This is a genomic window from Candidatus Peribacteraceae bacterium (genome assembly GCA_041661065.1).
GTDB lineage: Bacteria > Patescibacteriota > Gracilibacteria > Peribacterales > Peribacteraceae > CAIKAD01.
This window is the reverse complement of sequence record JBAZVD010000001.1, coordinates 249566-267549: the sequence shown is the minus strand read 5'-3', so window position 1 is coordinate 267549 and position 17984 is coordinate 249566. Positions and strand designations below refer to the sequence as shown.

The following is a 17984-nucleotide window of genomic DNA, read 5'->3' as shown; positions in this document are numbered from 1 at the left end:
TACACTCATCGCCGTGCAGCGCACTACTATTGCCACGGTCTTCGTCCTCGCGGGTCTTGTGGGAGGGACGGTTTGGCGCTTCTCGCCGCCCGCCGGCGCGGCCTTCTTCGACGATGTCCCCGAAGATCACCCCAGCATGGCATCCATCGATTGGCTCACGGAGGGAGGGTATGCGCAGGGATACGAGGACGGCTCGTTCCGCCCCGAACAGCCGGTAAACAGGGCGGAGTTCGTGCGGCTGCTCATTCGCACCATGCCGTCGCCCATCTATTCCGCTTCCTGCCCCACATCCCCCTTCAGCGATATCACCCCCTCGTTCTGGTTCTACAAGGACCTCTGCAAAGCCTACCGCGCGGGCATCATTGAGGGGTTCCCCGACGGCACGTTCCGTGGCGCACAGACCGTGACGCTCGCGGAAGCGGCGAAGATGCTGGTGCAAGCCCGCAGCATCGCATACACGGAATGGGAGGAAGAGGCATGGTACAAGCCGTACGTCACGGCGCTCTACCTCCTGCGGACGCTCCCCGCTTCCGTCCGGGACCCCGACCAATTGCTCACGCGCGGCGAAGTGGCCGAAATCCTCTACCGTCTGGAGTATGTGACTGCGGTGCCGGCAACGGAAACGCCCGTCACGCCCCCCTCCTCGTCTTCCGCCCCCTCCTCCACGCCTGCCGCCACGGCGGCGTTGAGTGACGTTTCTCCTTGCCCTCCCGTCATTTCCCTGTGGACCCAAACGGAAGGTGAGTCATGGGGATGGCGGCTGCTCTACTCCACCTGCGTGAGGGAGAGCGGATCCAGCGCGGAGGAAGGGGATATTTCCCTGGCCATCACCGCGCCTTCCGGCGCCTCGTACGTCGAGGGGCCGGGTACATCCGAAGAGTGCGAAGGCTCGGGGAACGGCGTGACGTGTTCTTCCCTCACGCTGCACAAGGAGGTCCGTGTGCTGTTCTCCCTCCCCTCCACCATGAGCGGTTCCGTCACCTTCACTTCCACGGCCGCCACCTCCCGCGAAGAAGAGAATACGAAGAACAACGGGAGCCTGGTGTACGTGTACCTGCCCGTACCCTGGTGAGACGGGGGCGAGCGGCCGCTGTGCTATACTCCCGCCGTGCGCCGCACCCCCCTCCTCACCGCCCTCGGCTTCACGGCCGTCCTCTTGGCGTTGGCCGTTGCGGACGCCGTGATAACCTCCCCCGCACTCCCTTCTTCCCTCCCCGCCAACCTCCAACCCCCGGTGGCGAGCGGACAAGGCGTGCCCAAGCAGACGGGCCCGAGCGTGGAACAGATCCTCTCCTCCCTCCGCATGGAAACGGCGACGGCGCGGGAAACGGGATTGATCGCGCGCATCGTCCCCGAACCGCAGAACGTGAAGAGCGCGGTGCTCCTGCGGGAGGAGGACCGCCTGGCCTGGGCCTCGTGGATCGAAAGCCCCGATGTGAAGACCTACTTCAATGCCATCAAGGAAGCGCTTCACGCCTCCTTCTCCCCCGGGATGACGGAGCTGAAGGACGAGACGTTCTCCGCGCCGCAGAAGCCCGTGGTGAACTTCCTCACGTTCCGCGATCCCGCCATCGCCCCGGAGCGCATCGTCTTCCTCCGCGTGCGAGAGCGGCTGTTCGAATTCCACGTGGCGGAGGGGAAGGATGCGGACATCGCGGCGTTGCTCACGGAGCTGTCGAAGTAAGGACCAAGAACAACTTGCACACGCTCCGTCCTTTCTGTACAGTCCCCCCGCTATGGCTAAAGCCATTAAGAAAGTCATCAAAGTGCAAGCCAGAGGCGGGCAGGCGAACCCCGCCCCGCCGTTGGGACCTGCCCTGGGGCAGGCGGGCGTGGATATCAGCGGTTTCTGCACCAAGTTCAACGAGAAGACCAAAGGGCAAATGGGGAAGCTTCTGCCGGTGGTGATCACGGTCTACGAGGATCGCACCTTCTCCTTCGTGGTCAAGCAACCCCCCGCTACGGCGCTCATCCTGGAGGCCGCCAAGCTGGAGCAGGGCAGCGGCGAGCCGAACAAGAACAAAGTGGGCAAGATCACCAAGGCGCAGCTGCGGAAGATCGCGGAGACCAAGATGCCGGACCTCAACGCCGGGAGCATCGAAGCGGCGGAGAAGATCATCGCCGGTTCGGCGCGGAGCATGGGAGTGACGATTGAGTAATGAGAAATGCACAATGGGAAATCTGAGATGACAATCTTGATTGAACGTGACGATACATTTCCGTCATTTTGCATTTTGCATTTCTCATTTATTCATTCCCCGTAGCAATGGGATTAACGTGCAGTCAGGGTGGCGAAAACGTACGCTATCTTCCGCTCTTTCCTCTGACCTATGTTCCCCGTCCTGTCATCGAACAGCCCCGCGAACCTTGAGCTCGTGGGATACGCCGCTCTGTTCGCGCTCGTCGTGATGGCCGTGTACGTTCCGGTGCTCATCACCGCGCTGCTGGCGGACCGTGCGCAGCCGGAGGAAGTGGCGAGGGCTGTTTTCCATGTGCTCCTGCAATTCTTCGGCGCCGTACTGATGACGATGAGCGGCCTGGCCGCGGTGATCGGCGTGTTCGCCGGCGTGGACTTTCCCCCCTTCACCTACCTCGTCTTCCTCATGGTGTTCGGCTTCGGCGGCATCATCTTCCTGCGCAGCGAGCACCGCCTCCGGGCAATCGACCCCGCATCCAAGACGATCCCCCTCCTTCTCTACCGTTTCACCCTCAAGTTCATCGGCATCGCCAGCGGGTTCCTGGGCGGCTATACCCTGCTCTCCTACCTGGTCTACCAACCGGTGGGCATGGCGCCCCGCTGGTGGGTGAACCCCCTCGTCATTTTCCTCTACGGCATTTTCCTCGCCTGGAGCGTGCGGAAGATCCACCACGCGGATGCCGCCCCCTCCTTCTCCCTGCCGTCCCTGGAGCCCCTGATGAAGAAGAGGAAGAAGTGAGGATGCCGAGCCTGTCGACGAACGAATGATATGCAGAATTGGGCTTCTTCCTGACAATCCTCGGAGTCGTCGGCAACATCGGAATCCTCCTCCCTACCCCTCTTGCGGACTGCAAGTTTTTCATGCACAATCACCGCACTTCGTGGGAGTCTCATCACGACACTTGTACCACGTTCCCCCCATTTCCATGACCTCCAAAAGGAGTCCCCTCGCCCGGCGCCGAGGCAAGAAGTACGCCGAAAAGAAAGCATTGGTCACCAAGAAGTCCTACCCCGTCCCCGAGGCGGTGGAACTTTTGACACAGCTCTCCACGACCAAGTTCGACGCCTCGGCGGAACTGCACATCCGCATCCTGGCGGATACCACGCAGGCCGACCAGCTGGTGCGCACCACCGTTGCCCTGCCGCACGGCACGGGCAAGGCCGTACGCGTGGCAGCCTTCGTGACGGACGACAAGATTGATGAAGCCAAGAAGGCGGGCGCCGACATTGTGGGCAACGAGGACCTGATCAAGGACGTCCAGGACGGCAAGATCAACTTCGACATCGCCGTGGCCATGCCCCGCATCATGAAGGACCTGGGGAAGGTGGCCAAGATCCTGGGCCAGAAAGGCCTCATGCCTTCACCCAAGGCGGGGACGGTGACGGATGCCATAGGGAAAGCGGTGGAGGAGCTCAAGAAAGGCCGCATCGAGTGCCGCATGGACAAGCAGGGCATTATTCACTCCGTCTTCGGCAAGCTCTCCTTCGGCGCCAAGAAGCTGGAAGAGAACCTCAACACCGTGCTCCAGGCCATCCAGGAAGCCAAGCCTTCGGGCATCAAGGGCGAATACATCGGTTCCATCTCCATCTCCCCCACGATGGGGCCGGGGGTGAAGGTGCAGGCGTGATGTTTGTTCTAAATAGTCATCTTGTCATCTATTTCTTTGAACATGTATCATTTTGTTGTGAAGTTATTTGCCAACCGACTCTTCGACCGGATATTCCTCTGGTATCACAAATATTGGTGGGTCACATACCTCCTTACACTTTCTATAATCATAGAACTATTACTCTGGATATTGCATGTTTTCTTCAGTGTGAGAATTCAATTGATTCCGAGAACATTTGAAGATCTTGCCATGGCTCTTGGGGGTCTTGCCGTCATTACAGTAGCTGTTAGACAGCATCGAGATGCTATTCGTCAGGCAGAGTCTAACCTTGTACCACGGATAACACGCATGTGTGGCGATCCCGACAAAGATGGTACTGCTTTCAATTGGGATTCATGCTTGTTTAAACAACCAGTCATAAACCTTGATCTGGCAGAGGCAAACCAAATGCTCGAACGTTCGTTAGGAATCATTGTTTTGCCTGATTCAATTATTACAAATGTTGAAGGCTATCTGCTAAAAGATGGAAAATTTCACATTGTACATTTTCACGATAGAAAAGCATTCGCCCAAGTCATTCAACAAATAAATGCAGCACCGCAACAGCAAAGGAAAGTTATTTTAGGAGGCAAACAAACGTGGGCTTCCGGAATTGGTTCTAAAGTTGGAAATTCCTTATTGATGCTTCTAGATCCTTCACCTACACCCATATCATATCCTGGCAATTATTATTGTGTTGTTTTTCGATCACTGTCAGGTCGTAGATACATACTCGAGGAAGATCATAACTATCAAATTCGGTTGAGTGCTTTGGATGAAAGAAGGCCCTCATGGAATACAGATTTCATTAGCCTGTTCCCTGCTTAAAAGACAATATTTCTTCCACTTCCTCCAACCTCTCCACCCTCACCAGCTTCGCCCTCATCTCCGCCGCACCGGGGAATCCCTTCACGTAACCGGAGAGGTGCCGCCGCATTTCCCTCATCCCCCGCTCCTCGCCCTTGAGCTCCACCGCGAGGCGGCAGTGCTCGAGGATGAAAGGGACCCTTTCTTGAAAAGTGACAGGAGGATGAAAGGCGTGCCCCCCCTCTCCCGAAGGGGGAGGGGGATGGGGGGTGGGGGTGAGGACGTCACAAATCTCCTTCATGACCCACGGATTCCCGAACGTCCCGCGGCCGACCATCACGCCGTCGAGATTATGGAGCTTCGCGCGCGCATCGTCGGCAGACTTGATGTCCCCGTTCCCGATCACCGGCACGCTCACGTGCTTCTTGAGTTCGTAGATGGGCTCCCAATCCGCCATGCCCGTAAACTTGTCGGTGTACCGCCGACCGTGGACGGCGAAGGCCGCCGCGCCCGCCTCCTCAAGCTTCCGGCAGAACGGGATAAGGCTGTCCGCGGAATCCCACCCCAACCGCGTCTTGACGCTCACGGGGATGGAGACCACCTTCACCGTTGCGGCCACGAGTTCCGCGGCGAGATCCGGATTCTTCATGAGGGCGGAACCGTGGGAGCTGCTCACGATCTTGGCCGCGGGGCACCCCATATTGAGGTCCACGCCGTCCGCGCCCATCTGCTCCACCACCCGCGCGGCTTCGATGAAGTGCTCCGGTTTTTTGCCGAAGACCTGGACGATGAACGGGCGTTCCAGCTCCGGACGGAAGTGCATCATCTCCTTCGTCTTCCGCGACCCGTGCGCCAGCGCATCCGTGCTCAGGAATTCCGAATAGAGGATCACGTCCGGCGCCAGCCGCTTGATGAACTGCCGGTACGACGCATCCGTCACTCCCGCCATGGGGGCGAGGCAAACGATCGGCCGCTCGGTTGTGTTCCAAGAAAAGCGCAGCACGATTGCTATAGTGTTATATTGTTCTACTCACCGCAAGCGCGCCTGCGTATTTGCTCAACAATATAACAATAGAACACCAGAACAATTCCCCTGGCCACCAGAAAACTGCCACGCGCTATCGCGCACAAGGGCTCCGTGACTCACACTGTTCCCGGTATGCTCCGCCTCCGCCCGTGGCTTCTCCTCGGCCTCCTCCTGCTCCCCATGGGAGCTGCGGCGTTGCCGGAAGATGCGCCCACCGTCATTCCGCGCGAGCCGTACACGGTGGACGGCGTCACCTGCAACATCCTCACGGGGCAAGTTCATTTCGCCTGCTTTCCCGTGCTGCTGGCCTACCTGATCCAATACCTCTTCGCAGCGGTGGGGATGCTCGCCCTGGTCCAGATCATGATCGCGGGGTACCAGTGGGCGGTCGGCAGCTTGGGCGTGACCTCCATTACCAGCGTGGATAGCGCGAAGAAGCGCCTGTGGGGGGCCATCGCGGGGCTCATCTTCTCCCTCCTCGTCTTCGCCATCATGAACTTCGTCATCAGCAGCATTACCTTGGGCACATGAGCAGCCCCAAAAAGAAATCCCCGGCCAACGCCACGCCGTTCGCGAACGGCCGTGGCAACGCCTTCACGCGGCTCCGCATCATCGGGGAGAAGGCGCAGAAGCTCTTCCTCCGTGCGCGGGAGGGCAGGGGGAATGACGGGGGCGGGGAGCCTTCCCGGCGCCTCCCGCCGCACAGGGCTGTTCCCACCGTGACCATTCATCTTTCCGTTTCGGGCATGGTGCAGGCGACGTTCGTCATCCTGGCCATCGCCGTGGGCGTGCTGGTGCTGTACCTCCTCCAGGACAAGATCGTCCTCTTCCTCCTGGCGGTGTTCGTGGCGGTGATCGTGGATCCCGGCGTCAAGCTCCTGGGAAGGATGGGCATCCCGCGGGGCGTCGCCATGCTCCTCCAGTACTTCATCGCCCTCTTCCTCGCCATCTTCCTCCTCATCTCCCTCATTCCGGTGGTGGCGGACCAGATCCAGCAACTGGGCGCCTTCCTCAACGCCCGCGTCAACGCCTTCCTCCTGGCTCCCAGCATCCAACTCCCCCTCTTCACGCCGGAAGTGAACCTGCGCCTTACGGACCTGTTGAAGACGGTGCTGGCGTACATGAACATCGAGCGCCTCGCCGACGCCCTCCAAACCCTGGGACGCAACCTCTCCGTTCCCGCCGATTCCCTGCTCTTCGCGATGCAAGTGGCGGGCTCCGCGCTCAACTTCTTCCTCAACCTCATCGTCGTTCTCGTCCTGGCGTTCTTCATGCAACTGGAGAAGGAGAAGATCGTGTCCTGGGTGCGCAGCTTCCTCCCGTGGAGCTTGCGGCTGTACGTGGATGACAAATCGGAACTGATCCATTGGAAACTCGCCCAGTGGACGCGCGGCCAACTGCTCCTGTGCTTCTCCGTGACGGTGCTCGTCTTCCTCGCCCTCGTCATCCTCCGCATGCCCTACGCCCTCACTCTGGCCATCCTCGCGGGCTTCACGGAGCTCATCCCCGTCATCGGCATCTTCATCGCCGCGGTGCCCGCCGTGGTCATTGCGCTCACGCAGCAGGGGTTGCTGTGGGCGGTGATGCTCGCCCTCATCTACTACGTCATCCAGTGGTGCGAGAGCAACCTGCTCGTTCCGCTGGTGATGAAGCGCACCATCGGCCTCTCCCCCATCGTCATCCTGCTTGCCATGCTCATCGGCATCAGCTTCCCTTCCATCGTCCATCCCATCCTGGGGATCATGCTCTCCATCCCCATCGCCACCGTCCTCATGCTGTTCTTCGAGGATTGGCGGGAGACGAGGATGAAGAGGACACGGTAGAAAACAGGGGCCGGTTACCCAGCGTGTCTATCATTCTTAACTTCCTCCAAACCCCCTTCGATCTCTTCCTATCTGCAACCCAAATTCTTTGAATAAATTTCGTATTCTCTTTATGATTAGCAGAACGAGTATTTCTCTTCCTTGTCATTAAAGGTTCGTGCCCTCGTCTGATAGAATACTAAGAATTATTTCGACAACTGGCACTCACTATTCTAGACTGCCAGTTCTCCTCACTCCCTCCTTCCCCTCTCCATGCACCCGTTCGACCGCTTCACGCCCAACGCCAAGCTTGCATTGCAGATCGCGGAGCAGGAAGCCAAGAGCCTCAAAAGCCCGTACATCGGGACCGAACATCTTCTGCTCGGCCTCCTCTCCATACCCAAGTCGCTCGGCTTCTCGATCTTCACGGGAGCCGGCGTGACGCAGGAGAACGTACGCATCCTCCTCAAGGCGCTCAAGTCCACCAATATCGAAGGCCAGCACGTGAAGCACGGCCTCTCCACCTTCCTCCACACGGTGATCGAGCAGAGCGTGGTGACCGCGCACAAGTTCCGCCACGCCAACGTGGGTACGGAGCACCTGCTCCACGCCCTGGTTTCCACGGGCAAGAACGCCGCCACGCTCATCCTGGAGAACATGCAGGTGGATCCGGAAGACCTGCGCCTGCGCGTGGAGGAGATGTTCGGCCAGATCAACCAGTTCAAGCAGCAGAACCGCAACTTGGAGCAGTCGCTGGAGGCGTTCTTCCACGGCCTGCAGGGCGCCATCGTGGGCATGCAGCCGCAGATGGCGGACCCCGAGGGGCTGCGGCGGCGCAAGGGGGACCCCAAGAGCAAGACGCCCGTGTTGGACTACTTCACCGATGACCTGGTGGCGCGCACCAAGGAGGGCAAGATCGACCCCATCATCGGCCGCGACGAGGAGATCGAGCGCATGATCCGCATCCTCAACCGCAAGACGAAGAACAACCCCGTGCTCATCGGCGAGCCGGGCGTGGGGAAGACGGCCATCGTGGAGGGGCTTGCCCAACGCATCGCCAAGGGCAATGTCCCCGACCTGCTGCGCGGCAAGCGATTGCTGGTGCTCAACATGGGCTCGCTCGTGGCGGGCACCAAGTACCGCGGGGAATTCGAGCAGCGCTTCGACGACATCATCAAGGAGGCCACCAAGAGCGAGAACGACATCATCCTCTTCATAGATGAGATGCACACGGTGGTGGGGGCGGGCTCGGCGGAAGGCTCGCTCGACGCGGCCAACATCCTCAAGCCCGCGCTCAGCCGCGGGACGCTGCGCGTGATCGGCGCCACCACGATCGACGAGTACCGCACGGTGGAGAAGGACCGCGCCCTGGAGCGCCGCTTCCAGAGCATTTTGGTGCAAGAGCCGCGCGTACCGGACGCCATCCAGATCCTCCAGGGGCTCCGGAAGAGCTTCGAGGACTTCCACAGGCTGGAAATCATGCCGGAGGCCATCGAGGCCGCCGTACACCTGAGCAAGCGCTACATCACGGAACGCTACCTGCCGGACAAGGCGATCGACGTGCTGGACGAGGCCGCCGCGGGCAAGAGCCTGCAGGCGTCGGAGACGAACCCGGAAATCCGCAAGACGGAGGAGAAACTGGAGCACCTGCTCAAGAAGCAGCAGGATGCCGTCCGCGACCAGAAGTACCACCAGGCGCTCAAGCTCAAGCAGGAGCAGCAGAACCTGCGGGAGGCGTTGGAGAAGATGAAGGGCAGTTTGGACGGGGACCGCAGGTCGCCCGTGGTGATCTCCGAGGATGACATAGCGCAGGTGATCGGCCGCATGACGGGCATCCCCGTCACCAAGCTCCTCAAGAGCGAGGCCAAGCGCCTCACGAACATGGAACTGGTGCTCAAGAAGCACATCGTGGGGCAGGACGAAGCCCTCAGGAAGGTGGCGCGGGCCATCCGGCGCAGCCGCGTGGGCATTTCCGACCAGCGCAGACCCATCGGCTCCTTCCTCTTCCTGGGCCCCACGGGCGTGGGGAAGACCGAGCTCGTGCGCGCCATCGCCGCGGAGATGTTCAACCGGGAGGACGCGCTCATCAAGATCGACATGTCGGAGTTCATGGAGCGCCATAACGTCTCCCGCCTCATCGGCGCCACCGCGGGGTACGTGGGATACGAGGAGGGCGGACAGCTGACGGAAGCCGTGCGGCGCAAGCCCTACTCCGTGGTCCTCTTCGACGAGGTGGAGAAAGCCCACCCCGAGTTCTTCAACGTCCTGCTCCAGATTTTGGAGGACGGCGTACTCACGGACGGCCAGGGCAAGCAAGTGGACTTCACCAACACCATCATCGTGATGACCTCCAACATCGGCGCCGATAAGCTCACGAAGCAGGCGGCCAAGATCGGGTTCCAGCTGGCGGACGAGGCGCGCGGGGAAGAAGCCGCCTACGAGGAGAAGTCCCAGGAAGTGATCCAGGAGCTCAAGGACAACCTGCGGCCGGAATTCCTCAACCGCGTGGACCATATCATCGTCTTCAACGCCTTAAACCAACAGCACATCCGCAAGATCGTGCGGATGCACCTGCAGAAGCTCACGGACCGCCTCAAAGAGCAGGGCTACATCCTGGATATCGACCCCAAGGCCATCAACCTCCTTGCCGAGGAAGGCTTTGATCCCGAATACGGCGCGCGGCCGGTGCGGAGGACCGTGCAGGAGCGGATCGAGAGCGAAATCGCCGAACACATCCTGCGGGGCATCTTCCGCAAGGGCGATACCATCCACGTGATCCGCAAGGACAAGGACAACCTCGAGTTCCTCCATGGGGACGGCAAAGCGCCGGCACCCCTGGAGCAGGAGGAAGAAGTCGCCGCTGGTTGACGTAACTTGTTAGTATTTCGTATTAAGTATTACGTATTGCGTATGTCCTTGAAGGGATAATACGTACGAGGAAATACGCCATACGTACGACGTTGTAGGAATTGTCCAATCCCCTCTTTTCTGCTACAATATCTGGATTTCCCTGAACATCACCTCATGGCCATCGATCCCGTCAAAATACCGCAGAACGTGTACATCGAGGACCGCATCGTGGGCCCGCTGACCCTGAAGCAGGTGCTGATCATCGCGCTCGGGGGAGGCTTCAGCTACATGCTGTACGCATTGGTCGCCAAGGCCGCGGGGGGACAGATGGGGTTGGTCCCCACGGTCCTCGTGTGGATCCCGGCCGCCGTCTCGGTGGTTTTCGCCCTGGTGAAAGTGAATGATTTGAGCCTGCTCCGCATCGTGTTGCTCTCCATTGAGAAGATGAACAAGCCCCCGGAGCGCGTGTGGACGCCCCGAAGGGGCCTCACCATCCACATCCGCACGGGAGGCGCCCTGGAAGCGGAGAAGGCGGAGAAACGGAAGGAAAACATCCTGGCGGGGAATGCCCCCGTCCAGAAGACGGAGAACCGCATCCGGGAGTTGAGTTCCATGCTCGACCATCCCCTCTCCCTGCCCCCGGAGGAAGGCCTGCCCCCGCCGGAGGCGGCACCGGCCGAACACCAGGCGCCGAGCCGTCCGGTGGACCGCAAGAGCGTGCAGGTGGATGACCTTCCCGGCGCGGAACCGCCGGAGGACCTCTCCGCCTATAAGGGCGTCTTCCGCGACATCTCCCCCCAACCCTGACCATGCCCGTTCCCGGATTCTCCTCGGCCAAAGACACCGTCCGCCAGCGCAAGAAGGGCACGCTGAGTTCCACGCAGCGCTTCCTTCCCATTGCGGAGATCCACCACGACACCGTGGTGCTCAAGAACGGCGGGTTGCGCGCCGTGCTGGGCGTGGAAGCGCTCAACTTCAACCTGAAGAGCGAAACGGAGCAGCAGGGCATCATTGCGGGGTACCAATCCTTCATGAACACGCTCAACTTCCCGCTCCAGATCGTGGTGCGGTCGTCCAAGATGAACATTGACCCGTACCTGGTGCACCTCCGCGCGCTCGCGCATGACCAGCAGAATGAGCTCCTGCGGAAGCAGACCTTGGGGTACGCGGACTTCATCGAGAAGCTGGTGGACGTTGCGGACATCATGCAGAAGCGGTTCCTGGTGGTGATCCCCGTGGACGTGAACCCCCGCCAGAAGACCCTCATTGAACAGTTCTTCGGCTGGATGAGCCCGGATGACTCCACCGCGAACATCGCCCAGCGCCACCGGGACTTCGCGGGGGCCCAGACCACGCTCAAGGACCGCGTAAACCTTGTGGAAACCGGCCTGCAGAACATCGGCCTGCTCTCCCGCCGACTCACCACCAAGGAGCTGATCGAACTCTACTACGAGATCTACAACCCCAAGACCAACCAGGAGCAAAAACTGCCGTCCGAGGGGCAGATGAAAGTAGACAAGACTGTGTTGTGAGGGAGTAGGTTGTAGGTGGTAGGTTGTAGAGCAGGATATTTTCTCAAAGAGAATATAGGCTGCTCCACCTACGACCTACCCCCTACAACCTTTTCATTCAAGGATCTCCTTTGACATCCTCTCCCACTCGTATAAAGTATACGCACTGGATCCCCGTCGCTCGTGCGAGGACGGCTCCACTCCCCTCTTCACTTCCTTCCCCTCGCACCCTTCTTCTCCTATGGCAAACGTGCCCGTCGAACAGAAATCCATGATGGATGAACTCCTCAAGGAATCCCCTCCCATCCTGCGCGTGCAGCCCGGGGAATTGGTGGAAGGTACCGTGGTGTTCCGCGGCAAGAATAAGCTCCTCCTGGACCTGCAGGGCGTGGCCACGGGCATCGTGAGCGGACGCGAACTGCGCGATTCCTTCAATACCTTCAAGGAACTCAGGGTCGGTGATTCCGTCTCCGCGTTGGTGTTGGAAGAGGAGAACGACGAAGGGATGGTGGTGATGAGCCTCCGCATGGCCAGCCAGCAGAAGGCTTGGGAACGCTTCCATAAGCTGGTGGAAGGAGATACGACCATGAAGTTCACGGCACAGGAAGCCAACAAGGGCGGCCTCCTTGCCAATATCGACGGCATCCGCACCTTTTTGCCGGTGAGCCAGCTCGCCCCCGTGCACTACCCCCGCGTGAACAACGCGGACGCTTCCGAAATCATCAACCGCCTGCAGAAGTACGTGGGCCACACCTTCACGGTGAAGATCATCACCATGGACGAGGAGGCCGGGAAGATCGTGGTTTCCGAGCGGGAAGCCATGGCGGAGGAGCGCGCCAAAGCCCTGGAGCAGCTCAAGCCGGGCGATGTGCGCGAGGGTGCCGTGAGCGGCATCGTCAAGTTCGGGCTCTTCGTGGCCTTCGAAGGGCTGGAGGGGCTGGTCCACATCTCCGAGATCGCCTGGGGCCACGTGAAGAACCCCGCCGAGTACGCCCAGGTGGGCGACAAGGTGACCGTGAAGGTGATCGGCGTGGACGGGGAGAAGCTCTCGCTCAGCATCAAACAGCTCACCAAGGATCCGTGGGAGGAGATCGCCGAGCGCTACCCCGTGGGCAAGAAGGTGACGGGATCCGTCGTCCGCTTCGCGGATTACGGCGCGTTCCTCAAACTGGAGAAGGATATCAACGGCCTGGTGCACCTGAGCGAATTGGCGCATCACAAAGTGACCGATCCCGCCGAGGTGCTTACCATCGGACAGAAAGTGGATGCCCAGGTGATCAACATCGACGTGGACGAGCGCCGCATCGGCCTCTCCATCAAGGCCCTCAAGCCGATTGATAAGGAGACCATGGAGCGCATCATGCGCGAGCGCGAGGAGGAAGAGCGCAAGAAGGAAGAAGAGGCCGCAGTGGCCAAGGACGCCAAATCAGCGGACCAACAGCAGCAGACACCTGCCCTGCCAGCTGACGGCACCGAAGGTGGCGGGAAGGAAGCGAGCACCGGCGCGAAGGAATCCTCCTCCGTCAGCGGCTTCGTTGCATCCAAGACCGGCAAGAAGTACTACGCCGCCGATTCCGCAGCGGGGAAGAAGATCAAGGAGGAGAATAGGGTGGAGTTCAAGAGTGCCGCGGAGGCCGAGGCAGCCGGGTATAGCGCCTGACGGAGGAATCAGAAGAAGCAGATGATGCAGAGGATTCAGAGGAAATGATGCTCCACTGCCCCGGAAGCAGTATGCATATCCTTCCTCTGCATCTTCTGTTTCTTCTGCATCATCTGCATCCTCCCACCTACTCCTTCAACCTCTCACCGCTTAAGAGGTGCAAATGCAGGTACATCACCTCCTGCCCCCCTCCCTTCCCCACGTGAAAGGTGAGCTTGTAGCCCGCAATCCCCTGCTCTTTGGCGAATTTTTGCGCCTTGAGGATCAGCATGCCGGGGAGGTGCGCCGTCTCGGGCGTCACATCCGCAATGGACGCCACGAAGTGCTTGGGGATGAAGAGGAGGTGCGTGGCGGCCTTGGGGTGGATGTCCTTGAACGCCAGGACGTCGTCATCTTCGTAGACGATGTCCGCGGGTATCTCCTTGTCCCTGATCTGATGAAAAATCGTTCGCTCTTCGTTCATGGCCATAGTGTATCACGTCGGCTCATCCATAGATCATACGACCGAGGCGTTCGCGGGCATGGAGGAGGACGCGCTTCAAGCCGGCCTGCGGGGTGCTTCTGACGGATGGATGGAAAATGCTCATCACCGCCTCTACCGCCTCCCGTTGTTCCTCCGTCAGGGCGGCATCCTCCGGAATCGATCCGTCGCAGGAAAAAATCAGCTGCCGCTCCAAGCCCCGCAAGGTTGTGAAATCGGGATGGTCGGAATCTGCCAAGCGCGTGCGATATTCTCCAAATTCCCCATTCAGAACAATATTCATGAAGGCGAAGAGCTCACGTTGCGTCCGGGGCTCCTCCGGCGCAGGAAGCGCAAGGCCGGCACGCAGGTCGGCCACACCGGCGGGTGCATCGTGTACGGAAGACGGGCATGTGTCGATGGACATGGGATGTAAGGGAAAAGAACGTGATGCCCCTTTGTACGCAGCCGGACAGGAGGAAGCAACGGCATCACTGTCATCTTTCCTTTCTGTTCAAATATTTGACAACAGTGTCTGCTTACCCTTTCCACTCCCTTTCCCTGCCTCCCCATCTCCCCCGGCGAACGTTCATCGCGGTTACAGGTTGCAGAGCCGGGAATACCTGTCATAAAGCTTCCCGGTGAGGGCCGGCGCTTCCTGGTGCGTGGGTGAAGTGCGATCCCGCGGGATTGACTTTTTGGCTAAAAAAAGAGAAAATAGCTATGGAATGGCGGATCTCACATCACGCGAAATAGGCCCTTCCCTCACCTCCCACGTGGAAGCGGCGAAGTTGGTGGTGAGCCAACCCAAGAAATTGGAGACGCTCCTGCAGGACTTGAGCACTATCGAGAGCTTTACCAACCGCGTGAGCGAACGCACGGGCGAAGACCGCTCGGGTGATTTGGGAGGGGCCGGGGCCGGCTCCAGTACGGACCAGGGCGATGACCAGCAGATTTCCGCGCGGGACCAGGCCATAGCCGCCATGCCCACATCACCCCTGGTGCTGCAGAAGAAACTGCAAGACCATGTGCAGGAAGAAATGACGCACCTGCGGAAGATGGCGAAGAAGACCGCGCGCGCCTCCCGCCCCGGCGACGCCTTCCGCCTCAACCAGATCTACGCCCGCATCCGCCGCCTCAACGCCCTGCTGCTGGAGCTGGTGGAAGCCACGCTCGACATGCTCCATCGCCTCTACATACGGGTGTTCGTGGATAAGCAACCCATTATTTGAGGATACCGGAGGATCAGCGAGGGGCGCTCTGCAGCTGTTCCATCTGCTCCACAATGTCTTTCACGAAACTCCCGATGATGGGGCCCCAGTCGAAGCTCTGCAGGAACGCGATGATGAGGGGCACCAGAATGGCGATAGCCGCCACAAACCCCAGCCCGCGCGCCGCCCCCTGCAAGAACGAGTGCGCCAGGGACTTCTTGCGATCAAACACATAGCCGTACTTCGCGGGCATGTCCGCCACGGCACGGTTCAATTGCTCCAACGCCCGCACCAGCCTCTCCTCCGCCGACGCTGCCCCCTTCTTCACCATACCCCCCAGACTATCAGTGAACCTTCTTGTGATCGAATCCTTTACGCTCCTTCTTCCCCCTCCCCTCGAACAGCGCCATTACGTTCCCCAGCACCTCATCGGCGATCGCCAGCGGCTTGAGGATGATGGACTCCACCTTCTCCGTCAGGCGATCCGCGCGCTTGACGATGCGGCGCACGTCCACGAAGAGCTGCAAGACGTTGTAGAGCACCACCACGAGCATGATCCCCACGAGGATGTACAGGAAGGTGAGGACGTCTCCTGTCGTGATCACCATAGGAAGAGGGAAATAAGTAGCTCGTACGGTAACGCTTCCGTACACTATGAACAATTCACGTATTCAAGATTCATGGTGCAAGCACTTCTCGCCCCCCTTTGGCATCTCCCCCGCAACGTTGCCAACGGCATGATCCGCCTCTACCAGGGGACCCTGTCGCCCGATCATGGCCCCCTTCGACACCTCTACCCCTACGGCTACTGCCGCCACACCCCGACGTGCTCCGCGTACGCCATGGAGATGCTGCGCAAGCGCGGCTTGGTGATGGGATCCCTCCTGAGCATGCGGCGGCTCCTCACGTGCCATCCGTGGCGGAAGCCGGATGAGGCGAAGATGAGGGAACTGGCGGAGAAGGTGCTCTCCGCTACTACATAGAAAAGTATCAATTCAATCTACACGCACATATTCTTTCATTCATCTGTGATACCCCTTGGGAGGGTGGCGCGCCGTGGGGGGTGAAGGGGAAGGCCCTGCTTCGACATGGCCAGCCGACGAGTCAGCCCCGAAACCTTGCAGGGGCTGACGAGGAGGCACAGGGCCGGGCGGAGGGGAGTTCGGCGCGCCGGCGTTTTGCCTGCCGGCCGTAGTCCTGCATTGCGGGACGAAGGCTGGGCTCCACCTTTTCCGCCGGGAAAAGGTGGAAACAGAAATCGTAATAACAACGGCACTACCTCGATCTCTTCCTTACGGCTTCCTGCAGCTTATCCAAGGACTCCTCCCACCCCTGCCGTGCATCATTGCTGTCCTTTCCCTCGGGAATGCCACTGTGCTCCAGTAGTTTTTTGCCGTCCGACGACCGCATGCAGAAGAGATAGCTTCCGCCCACGCGCAAGTCGATCCTGCTCTCGGGCGCCGTGATGTACATCCAAAGATATTCTGCTATAATTCATACATGTCAGAAAGTATGGATTCGTACGACGATGACTTGGAAAAACCAACTGAACACTTTCCTGATCAGGCAGAAATTGAGGCGCTTCTCGCGACGCATCTTCAAGGAAAGGAATATTCCATTACACGATCCAACAGTGATGATAAGGGTGTCTTGATATTTGAAGCAGAGATGATCATTGATGGGGAAAAGACCGTGTTTAATTACCAACGAGCTACCTACGATCATACGAATCCGGAACGAGACGAATATGCACGCTTTTCGGCTTCTCTTCATTCTGTGTCATATGATTCGGACGGCATGCCTCAAGGAGGAAAATGTATAGCCAACTATCGCGACGGACAGTGGTTGAAACCGTGAAGGGCATACGAACGAGAAACGAGAGGGGCTGGGAGGGAGTGCTTCACAGGAGGTTTGCCCCTCCCTATACTCCCCAAGCCGATCATTGCGGGCGTCGTATAGTGGCTATTACAACCTCCTTCGCTCCTCGTAGCTACGGAGGGCAGGCCATCCTGCTCCTTAACCATCGCATCACCGTAAGCGGGTATAGTACAGCGGTAGTACGCCAGCCTTCCAAGCTGGACACACGGGTTCGACTCCCGTTACCCGCTCCAAAATTCTCGAAGAGAATTTTGCCCTGAGCGAGTCCGCCGAGGCGGACGAGTCGAAGGACAAGCTGGGAATGGCGGTTCGATTCCGCTCGCCCGCTCCACACGGCTTCATCCGGCTCTGAGGACTGAATCTATTCCGCCAATCGTCGCAATATCCCCTTCATTTGGTCTATTTCTGACTGCTGGGACTGCACGATGGATCCGCACAGGTTCCGGATCTCCGCATCTTCTAGGGAAGCCTTTTCGCACATGAGAATGGCTCCCGCGTGGTGCGGGATCATGGAACGGAGAAATGCGCGGTCACGGATCGCGGTCTGCTGTCGGATGAAGACGAAGAACGCGACAAAGAGCACTGCGCCCGCCGCCATGACGGCTACGAGAGCCTTCGTATTGTGGTACATGGCTCCCATCAAGAGGCCTTCGAGGATGAGCATGGGGGTAGTCATGAGACCGGCCATGTAGAAGGTGTTCAGGTTAAGGTAGACATTGCTGAACCTGTCGACCATGGCGTACATGAGCGCGTACATCGCCAAAAAGTGAAGGAGAGCCATCCAATACAGCCTGTTGATATGCACCTTTGTTGTGACGTGCGCGGGAACAATCTCTTGCAGTGCGTGGCGAAGACGAGCCATTCCCGTACCGGGAAAGGGAAACGATGCATGGCTCTGGATGATATATTGACATTTGATGTATTTTCGCTAT

The 17984-nt window shown here is 59.4% G+C and carries 22 protein-coding genes and 1 tRNA gene; 16 read left to right on the top strand and 7 right to left on the bottom strand.

Going from position 1 to position 17984, the window contains the following annotated elements; all coding sequences use genetic code 11:
* Positions 1 to 13: 13 nt before the first annotated feature.
* The 6 genes from WC698_01095 (at position 14) to WC698_01070 (ending at position 4674) form a co-directional block, all read left to right on the top strand.
* Complete coding sequence (locus tag WC698_01095) at positions 14 to 1072, top strand: S-layer homology domain-containing protein (GenBank protein MFA6038849.1); 1059 nt, start codon at positions 14 to 16, stop codon at positions 1070 to 1072.
* A 36-nt stretch (positions 1073 to 1108) separates the two neighbouring features.
* Positions 1109 to 1684, top strand: coding sequence for a hypothetical protein (locus tag WC698_01090; GenBank protein MFA6038848.1), 576 nt, complete (start codon positions 1109 to 1111; stop codon positions 1682 to 1684).
* A gap of 52 nt (positions 1685 to 1736) precedes the next feature.
* On the top strand, positions 1737 to 2159 hold the full coding sequence (gene rplK, locus WC698_01085) for a 50S ribosomal protein L11 (protein MFA6038847.1): 423 nt from the start codon (positions 1737 to 1739) through the stop codon (positions 2157 to 2159).
* A 171-nt stretch (positions 2160 to 2330) separates the two neighbouring features.
* Positions 2331 to 2936 (top strand): hypothetical protein, encoded by a 606-nt coding sequence (locus WC698_01080; protein ID MFA6038846.1) that lies wholly within the window; start codon positions 2331 to 2333, stop codon positions 2934 to 2936.
* Positions 2937 to 3123: 187 nt separating this feature from the next.
* Positions 3124 to 3825, top strand: a complete 702-nt coding sequence (gene rplA, locus WC698_01075) for a 50S ribosomal protein L1 (GenBank protein MFA6038845.1) — start codon at positions 3124 to 3126, stop codon at positions 3823 to 3825.
* Between the two features lie 57 nt (positions 3826 to 3882).
* Positions 3883 to 4674, top strand: coding sequence for a hypothetical protein (locus tag WC698_01070; GenBank protein MFA6038844.1), 792 nt, complete (start codon positions 3883 to 3885; stop codon positions 4672 to 4674).
* Here the strand turns inward: WC698_01070 and WC698_01065 are convergent.
* Positions 4655 to 5656, bottom strand: coding sequence for a tRNA-dihydrouridine synthase (locus WC698_01065; protein MFA6038843.1), 1002 nt, complete (start codon positions 5654 to 5656; stop codon positions 4655 to 4657). The genes WC698_01070 and WC698_01065 overlap by 20 nt on opposite strands.
* Positions 5657 to 5812: 156 nt before the next feature.
* On the opposite strand from WC698_01065, the gene WC698_01060 reads away from it, so the two are divergent.
* From WC698_01060 to WC698_01035, 6 genes are all read left to right on the top strand, one after another.
* Positions 5813 to 6211: a hypothetical protein gene (locus WC698_01060; GenBank protein ID MFA6038842.1), complete on the top strand. Its 399-nt coding sequence runs from the start codon at positions 5813 to 5815 to the stop codon at positions 6209 to 6211.
* Positions 6208 to 7503, top strand: a complete 1296-nt coding sequence (locus tag WC698_01055; GenBank protein MFA6038841.1) for an AI-2E family transporter — start codon at positions 6208 to 6210, stop codon at positions 7501 to 7503. The genes WC698_01060 and WC698_01055 overlap by 4 nt, the downstream gene beginning before the upstream one ends.
* Positions 7504 to 7755: 252 nt before the next feature.
* A complete protein-coding gene (locus WC698_01050) occupies positions 7756 to 10350 on the top strand; it encodes an ATP-dependent Clp protease ATP-binding subunit (protein MFA6038840.1) in 2595 nt (864 codons plus the stop codon).
* 156 nt (positions 10351 to 10506) lie between these two features.
* Positions 10507 to 11139 carry a PrgI family protein gene (locus WC698_01045; protein MFA6038839.1) on the top strand — a complete coding sequence of 211 codons (633 nt, stop codon included), beginning with the start codon at positions 10507 to 10509 and terminating at the stop codon, positions 11137 to 11139.
* A 2-nt stretch (positions 11140 to 11141) separates the two neighbouring features.
* Positions 11142 to 11864, top strand: coding sequence for a TraC family protein (locus tag WC698_01040; protein MFA6038838.1), 723 nt, complete (start codon positions 11142 to 11144; stop codon positions 11862 to 11864).
* Positions 11865 to 12084: 220 nt separating this feature from the next.
* Positions 12085 to 13503 (top strand): S1 RNA-binding domain-containing protein, encoded by a 1419-nt coding sequence (locus tag WC698_01035; GenBank protein MFA6038837.1) that lies wholly within the window; start codon positions 12085 to 12087, stop codon positions 13501 to 13503.
* Between the two features lie 127 nt (positions 13504 to 13630).
* Here WC698_01035 and WC698_01030 read toward each other — a convergent pair whose 3' ends face one another.
* On the bottom strand, positions 13631 to 13966 hold the full coding sequence (locus tag WC698_01030) for an HIT domain-containing protein (GenBank protein ID MFA6038836.1): 336 nt from the start codon (positions 13964 to 13966) through the stop codon (positions 13631 to 13633).
* Between the two features lie 22 nt (positions 13967 to 13988).
* Positions 13989 to 14390, bottom strand: a complete 402-nt coding sequence (locus WC698_01025) for a hypothetical protein (GenBank protein MFA6038835.1) — start codon at positions 14388 to 14390, stop codon at positions 13989 to 13991.
* 301 nt (positions 14391 to 14691) lie between these two features.
* On the opposite strand from WC698_01025, the gene WC698_01020 reads away from it, so the two are divergent.
* Positions 14692 to 15195: a hypothetical protein gene (locus tag WC698_01020; GenBank protein MFA6038834.1), complete on the top strand. Its 504-nt coding sequence runs from the start codon at positions 14692 to 14694 to the stop codon at positions 15193 to 15195.
* 13 nt (positions 15196 to 15208) lie between these two features.
* On the opposite strand, the gene WC698_01015 is transcribed toward WC698_01020, so the two are convergent.
* Together WC698_01015 and WC698_01010 are read right to left on the bottom strand one after the other, a co-directional pair.
* Positions 15209 to 15505, bottom strand: coding sequence for a DUF5665 domain-containing protein (locus WC698_01015; protein ID MFA6038833.1), 297 nt, complete (start codon positions 15503 to 15505; stop codon positions 15209 to 15211).
* Positions 15506 to 15518: 13 nt separating this feature from the next.
* Entirely contained in the window at positions 15519 to 15782 is a 264-nt protein-coding gene (locus tag WC698_01010) for a CASP domain-containing protein (protein MFA6038832.1), read from the bottom strand.
* 72 nt (positions 15783 to 15854) lie between these two features.
* Here WC698_01010 and yidD point away from each other — a divergent pair, with 72 nt between their 5' ends.
* Complete coding sequence (yidD, locus tag WC698_01005) at positions 15855 to 16157, top strand: membrane protein insertion efficiency factor YidD (protein ID MFA6038831.1); 303 nt, start codon at positions 15855 to 15857, stop codon at positions 16155 to 16157.
* A gap of 292 nt (positions 16158 to 16449) precedes the next feature.
* Here the strand turns inward: yidD and WC698_01000 are convergent, their stop codons facing one another.
* Complete coding sequence (locus WC698_01000) at positions 16450 to 16647, bottom strand: hypothetical protein (GenBank protein ID MFA6038830.1); 198 nt, start codon at positions 16645 to 16647, stop codon at positions 16450 to 16452.
* Between the two features lie 27 nt (positions 16648 to 16674).
* On the opposite strand from WC698_01000, the gene WC698_00995 reads away from it, so the two are divergent.
* Both WC698_00995 and WC698_00990 read left to right on the top strand, forming a co-directional pair.
* Positions 16675 to 17031: a hypothetical protein gene (locus WC698_00995; GenBank protein MFA6038829.1), complete on the top strand. Its 357-nt coding sequence runs from the start codon at positions 16675 to 16677 to the stop codon at positions 17029 to 17031.
* 180 nt (positions 17032 to 17211) lie between these two features.
* Positions 17212 to 17285: transfer RNA gene (locus tag WC698_00990), tRNA-Gly, on the top strand.
* 128 nt (positions 17286 to 17413) lie between these two features.
* Here WC698_00990 and WC698_00985 read toward each other — a convergent pair.
* Entirely contained in the window at positions 17414 to 17914 is a 501-nt protein-coding gene (locus WC698_00985) for a DUF305 domain-containing protein (protein ID MFA6038828.1), read from the bottom strand.
* Positions 17915 to 17984: the final 70 nt, after the last annotated feature.